Raw genomic sequence first — 5828 nt, forward strand, 5'->3', positions numbered from 1 at the left:
TCGACTCCGGGCGGCGGACGGTGTTCGTCAAGCGCGACGACGTGCAGTTCGTCGAGGCCCAGGGCGACTACGTGCGCCTGCACACCGCCGACGACACGCACCTGATCCGGCTGTCCCTGTCCTACCTGGAGGAGGTGTGGGCGGCGGCGGGGTTCGTGCGCGTGCACCGCGGCTACCTCGTCGCCATCCCGTGGGTGCGGGACCTGCGGGTGACCTCCTCCTCGGGCCTGGTGGCGGGAACCCCGGCCGGTGACGTGCCGGTCAGCCGCAGGCACGGCCGCCACCTGCGCGAACAGCTGATGGAGGCGGCCCGGCGGGACCAGTTGGGCCGGGCGGCGAACCCGCGTACCGGGCCGGCGGGGCGGCCCGGGGGCAGGGACGGTGACGGCCACCCGAACCGGCCGACGCCATGAGCGCGCGCCGTGAGAAGCTGACGAGCCCCCAGACCCGGGTCGCGCTGGCCAGGGGCAACCGGCCGGTGCAGCACCTGTTGCCGCTCCCGGAGCCGGTGGACACCGAGCGGGCGCGCCGCCTGTTCGGCGCCCAGCGGCGGATCGCGGCGCGTACGGTCGCGCTGCTGTCGGTACTGCTCTTCGGGATGAGCGGGGTGTTCGCCCTGTTCCCGGCCCTGGGGCGGGTCCGGTGGGCGGAGCTCCCGGTGTCGTGGCTGCTGTTGACGGTGGTGGTGTACCCGCTGCTGTTCGGGCTGGCGCTGTGGCACGTGCGCTCGGCCGAGCGCGCCGAGGAGCGGGACCCGGACGGGCGGGACGCGGACGGGCGGGACGCGGGCGGTCCCACGGCCCGGACGCCTGGACCGAACGGGAACGACGGGTGATCTCCGTTCTGGCGATCGGCCTGGTACTGGTCACCAGCCTGGTGATCGGTGTCTACGGCGTGCGGGCGGCGCGGTCGGCCTCGGACTTCCTGGTGGCCTCGCGCCGCGTCACCCCCCACTGGAACGCGATGGCGATCGCCGGAGAGTACCTGTCGGCCGCCTCGATGCTGGGGCTGGCGGGCCTGGTGCTCAAGAACGGGGTCGGCGCGATGTGGTACGCGGTCGGGTTCACCGCGGGCTACGTCGCGGTGGTGGCGCTGGTGGCGGGGCCGATGCGCCGCTCAGGGGCCTACACCGTCCCCGACTTCGCCGAGTACCGGCTGGGCGCGCCACGGCTGCGCAAGCTCTGCGGCCTCGTGGTGCTGGTGATCATGCTGTTGTACCTGGTGCCCCAGTTCAAAGGCGCCGGAGTGGTTCTGACCTTGGTGAGCGGGACCCCGTACTGGGTGGGCGTGGTGCTCGCGGGGGTCGTGGTGAGCGGCTCCATCGCCGCCGGGGGGATGCGGTCGGCGACCTACGTGCAGGCCTTCCACTACGTGGTCAAACTGGCCTTCATCGCCGTTCCCGCCGTGTACCTCGTGGCGGTGGCGGGCGCGGACACCCGGGCCGAGGCCCTGCACCCGGAGTGGGGGACGCGCTTCCCCGAGGCGACACCCGTGGAGTTCACCGTGGGCACGCGCTTCCACCTGGAGGAGCCGGTCACGGTGACCGACCCGTCGGGCGCGGTGGTGGAACTGACGGCGGGCGAGCACACGGTGGCGGCGGGAACCGAGTACGTGTTCCCGGCCGGGGCGGGCGTCCCGCACCCGGCGGGTCTGCCGGACCTGGGTGGCGCGCAGTGGAGTACACCGCTGTTGGGTACGGGCGGTTTCCCCCTGTTCGAGACATGGTCGACGCTGCTGGCGATCACGCTCGGGTGCATGGGCCTGCCACACGTCATCATGCGCTTCCACACCAGTCCGACCGCGCACGTGGCCCGCCGGGTGGGTGTCGGCGTGATCGCGCTGCTCGGGCTGTTCTACCTGTTCCCGACGGTGTACGGGCTCCTGGGGAGGGTGCTGACCCCGCAACTCGTCCTGCTGCGCGGCACCGACACGGTCGCGGTGGTGCTCCCCGCCGAGGCGGCTCCGGGCACGGCGGGCACCCTGCTGACCGCGCTGGTGGCGGCGGGGGCGTTCGGCGCGTTCCTGTCGACGTCGTCCGGACTGCTGCTGGCGCTGGCGGGCGGACTGTCGCACGACCTGTTCCAGGGGAGCGTGCCCCGGCTGCGACTGGCGGTCGTGGTGGGGGCGTGCGTGGCGGTGCTGATGGCGCTGCCGGTCCAGGGCATCGACATCAACGTGCTCGTGGTGTGGGCGTTCACCGTGGCGGCGTCGACCTTCTGCCCGCTCCTCGTCCTGGGCATCTGGTGGCGGAGGCTGACCCTGCCGGGGGCGGCGGCCGGTCTGGTCGTCGGCGCGGTGACGGCGACGGGCGCGGTCGGATGGTCGATCCTCGTGGACACACCGCCCGGATGGCCGACGGTCCTGCTGGCGCAGCCCGCGGCGTGGACGATCCCGCTGGCCTTCGCGACGATGGCGGTCGTCTCCCGGTTCACCCGGTCGCCGGACTGGGCCGAACACGCGGTCCTGCGTCTCCACTCGCCCTGAAGCGGCGGTTTCGGGGGCGCGGAGGACTCCGACGCCGTACGATCACACCACGACCCCACCGTGCCACGAGGAGTGACGTGCCCCCCTCTCGACGTACCCTGCCCGCCCTGATCGCGGCCAGCGGGCTCGTACTGGCCTGTTCCGCGGCGGCCGCAGTCCAGGAGACCGACGGACCCGTGACGGTCGGCCCGTCGGGGGTGCGTGTGGAGAGTGGCGGAACGAGTGTGGACGTGGGCCCCGAGGGGGTCGACGTCACGGCGCCGGACACCCGGATCCAGGTGCGCGCCGGGTCCTACGTCCTGGTGTGCGCCAACGGGGTGCGCGTGGTGGTGCGGACGGGCGAGGTCCCGCCGTGCGAGCCCGCCGGACCGGGGGCGCCGGAACCGGAGCCGCCCGTTCCCTCCGCCCCCGCAAGGCCGACCGAACCCGAGCGCACGGCCGACCCCGGTGCTCCCGAGCCGCCGCCCGAAGCCGGTCGCGAGGCCGCCGAGCCCGGCGCCACCGCCCCGGCGCCCGCTCCCGCGGAGCCCGAGGGGGCGGCACCGACGGAGGAGCCCGCCGACGAGGAGCCCTCCCCGTCCCCGGAGCCGCTGCCCGAGGTGGCCGAGGACGTGCGCGAGCAGGTGCTGGCGGACGTCTCCGGCTCCGGCGGACAGACGGCCGCCGGGGCGTTCACCCCCATGCGCACCATGGTCGTCGTCGCGGTCGTCGCCGCGCTGGCCGCCGCCGGCTCGGGCCGGGCGGCGGCCGCACGCGGGGCGGGGTGACCGGAGCCCCGGAGCGGCGGGCCCAGGACGAACCCGGGCCAAAGCGCAGCGGAGGCCCAGGACGAACACCGCTAACGCGCGTCGAGGGCCTGGTCGGCGCGTTCGAAGGCGGCCAGGGTGTCCTCCATGCCTCCGGCGTCGTTGGCGAGGACGTCGTTGTAGGGCGTTCCCAGGGAGAACAGCAGGACGATCGTGCCGAAGACGAACGCCAGGTTGATCCACCCCCAGAAGTAGGCGACCGTCGCGCCCCGCTTGATCATGGCGAACGGCAGCACCGCCACGGCCACGGCGGAGACCACCGCGATGGCCAGCAGGACCGGTGGGACCGTGTCCCCGGCGGCGTCCGCCCGTTCGATCCGGGCGTCGCTCAGGTTGGTGAGCTCCTGGCGGGCGGTCAGGCGGTCCAGGCCGTCGCCGGTGTCGGAGACCGAGAGTCCCCGCACGGAGGCGGCCAGGTCGGCGAGGGCGTCGTCGCCCTCCGGGCTCAGCACGCCCTCGTGCTCCATCAGGGGCCAGTCCTCCTCCACGACCGTGGTCAGGTAGGCGCGCAGCTCGGAGCGGACGGCCTCGCCCTCGGCGTCGGGGAACGCGGTCGTGCTCCAGTACAGCGACTGGGCGGCGCCCGCCTCGGAGACCGTGCCGTCCTCAGCCGCCTTGAAGTCCTCCCAGCCGATCACGACCCCCATCGCGGCGGCCACGAGGTACAGGGCGAGCGCGCAGGGGGCGATGACGACGCCGACGGCGCCGCCGGAGAACTCGTCGCTGACCCCGAATCTCCGGGTGGCGAGCACGGCGCCGCCGACCATGGCGACCAGGACTGCGAGGACCAGCAGGAACGACATCATGAGCTATCCCGGGGGAAGTCGGTGGGTTACCGTCCATGCGTAGCACGGGCGGGGTCACCGCCTGGGGCGAAGGAGAGAACGCCCCGAAATGTTCCCCCTCCGGTCGGGGCACGGGGGCGATCGTCCCGACGGGCGGGCGACCACCCACGGGTCTACGCTGGTGGTAGCGCCACCGGACCGCAGCGTCGTAGGGAAGGCACCATGGCGACGTTCAGAATCAACGAGGGGTTCAGCGACACCGTCGACGTCGAGGCCGACCACTTCATGACCGTCGGAGCGTTCGTCGACTTCACCAAGGAGGGCATCGGCGTGGTCTTCCGCATCGCGGCCGACCGGGTGCGCACGATCAAACGCATCGAGGACTGACCGCGCGGCGCGCGGGGGGACGGGTTCCGGCGGCGACGCGGCCCCGGGGCTCAGGGGAGGTTGAGCCAGATGGCGACCGCGGGCACGTCCGACTGGTTGGAGATCCGGTGCGGCGTGGTCGAGGGGTAGGAGATCGTGTCGCCCGGCCCTAGGCGGTGGGTGTCGAACCCGGTGTCCACCACGAGTTCTCCGCTGACCACCAGACCGATCTCGTAGCCGCTGTGCCGCACGAACTCCGCGTTCTGACTGGAGTAGGCGCCCGGCGGGTAGGTCGACTCGAAGTAGCTCATCCCGGGCACCTGCTCGGGGGTGAGCCTGCGGTACCGGACGTCGTGGCTCAGGGTCAGGGCGGCGGCCTCGTCGGCGCGCGTCACCGACACGTGGTCGGACAGCACCTCCGACGGCGGTTTGACCGCGCGCCCCTCCGCCACGGGCGGGCCCGACCAGCCCGGCGCGTCCCTCCGCTCCTCCTCGGACTCCGCGCGCTCCGCGTCCGCGTCCCCCTCCCCGAAGATCGCCGTCATGGGCTCGCCCAGCTCGGACATGATCTGGTACAGGCGCGTGACCGAGGGACGCATCTTGCCGCGCTCGATCTGGGACAGCGCGCTGGCGCTGATGTCGAGTCGATCGGCCAGGGCGCGGAGCGAGAGCCCGTGCTCCTTGCGCAGGTCGCGAATGCGCCCGCCGATCCGCTGTTCGTCGAGGTCACCGGCGTTGTTGTCTGCTGAGGGGGTCGTCATAGCGGTGTTAAGTCTATGTAGCCATCGAGTGAAGTGATTGATTAACAAGTCTTGAAGCCATAGCTTCACAAGAGTTACGGTGGCCCCGCTGAGTGGCGCACGCCACACCCGAGGCGCGGAAGGACGAGGATGCGCATCCTGCTGGTCAACGTCAACACCACCGACTCCGTGACCCACGTGCTCGCCGAGCGGGCACGGTCGGTCGCGACGCCCGGCACCGAGATCGTGCCGCTCACCCCCTTCTTCGGCCCTGAGTCCGTCGAGGGCAACTTCGAGAGCTACCTGTCCGCCGTGGCGGTCATGGACCGCGTCGCCGCCTACGACCGCCCCTACGACGCCGTCGTCCAAGCCGGTTTCGGAGAGCACGGACGTGAGGGACTCCAGGAACTGTGCGACGCGCCCGTCGTCGACATCACCGAGGCCGCGGCCCACCTGGCCTGCCTCGTCGGCCGCCGCTACTCCGTCGTGACCAGCCTCGACCGCACCGTCCCCCTGATCCAGGACCGGCTCGCGCTCGCGCGCCTCGACGGCCGTTGCGCGTCCGTCCGCGCCAGCGGGCTCGGCGTCCTGGACGTCGAACGCGACCGCGACGCCGCCGTCGAGGCCATCGTCAGGCAGGCCCGCGC

General features: G+C 72.8%; 8 protein-coding genes. 6 read left to right on the forward strand and 2 right to left on the reverse strand.

Annotated features, from left to right (window positions below; translation table 11 throughout):
- The 4 genes from D471_RS36815 to D471_RS39230 form a co-directional block, all read left to right on the forward strand.
- On the forward strand, positions 1–413 hold a 413-nt coding region (locus tag D471_RS36815; protein WP_017601900.1), incomplete at its 5' end, for a LytTR family DNA-binding domain-containing protein.
- Positions 410–835: a hypothetical protein gene (locus D471_RS0129230; RefSeq protein WP_017601901.1), complete on the forward strand. Its 426-nt coding sequence runs from the start codon at positions 410–412 to the stop codon at positions 833–835. The genes D471_RS36815 and D471_RS0129230, both read left to right, overlap by 4 nt.
- Positions 832–2484 (forward strand): sodium/solute symporter, encoded by a 1653-nt coding sequence (locus D471_RS0129235; protein ID WP_017601902.1) that lies wholly within the window; start codon positions 832–834, stop codon positions 2482–2484. The genes D471_RS0129230 and D471_RS0129235 overlap by 4 nt, the downstream gene beginning before the upstream one ends.
- A gap of 77 nt (positions 2485–2561) precedes the next feature.
- Positions 2562–3251, forward strand: a complete 690-nt coding sequence (locus tag D471_RS39230) for a hypothetical protein (RefSeq protein ID WP_017601903.1) — start codon at positions 2562–2564, stop codon at positions 3249–3251.
- Positions 3252–3322: 71 nt separating this feature from the next.
- On the opposite strand, the gene D471_RS0129245 is transcribed toward D471_RS39230, so the two are convergent.
- Positions 3323–4096, reverse strand: a complete 774-nt coding sequence (locus tag D471_RS0129245; protein WP_017601904.1) for a bestrophin-like domain — start codon at positions 4094–4096, stop codon at positions 3323–3325.
- 201 nt (positions 4097–4297) lie between these two features.
- Between D471_RS0129245 and D471_RS40540 the strand changes: the two genes are divergently transcribed.
- Entirely contained in the window at positions 4298–4462 is a 165-nt protein-coding gene (locus tag D471_RS40540) for a hypothetical protein (RefSeq protein WP_017601905.1), read from the forward strand.
- A gap of 50 nt (positions 4463–4512) precedes the next feature.
- On the opposite strand, the gene D471_RS0129255 is transcribed toward D471_RS40540, so the two are convergent.
- Positions 4513–5202 carry a helix-turn-helix domain-containing protein gene (locus D471_RS0129255; RefSeq protein WP_017601906.1) on the reverse strand — a complete coding sequence of 230 codons (690 nt, stop codon included), beginning with the start codon at positions 5200–5202 and terminating at the stop codon, positions 4513–4515.
- A gap of 129 nt (positions 5203–5331) precedes the next feature.
- Between D471_RS0129255 and D471_RS0129260 the strand changes: the two genes are divergently transcribed.
- Positions 5332–5828 (forward strand): aspartate/glutamate racemase family protein (locus D471_RS0129260; RefSeq protein WP_017601907.1); only part of this gene is annotated, 497 nt, incomplete at its 3' end.

The organism is Nocardiopsis lucentensis DSM 44048, from assembly GCF_000341125.1.
Classification (GTDB): Bacteria; Actinomycetota; Actinomycetes; order Streptosporangiales; family Streptosporangiaceae; genus Nocardiopsis; species Nocardiopsis lucentensis.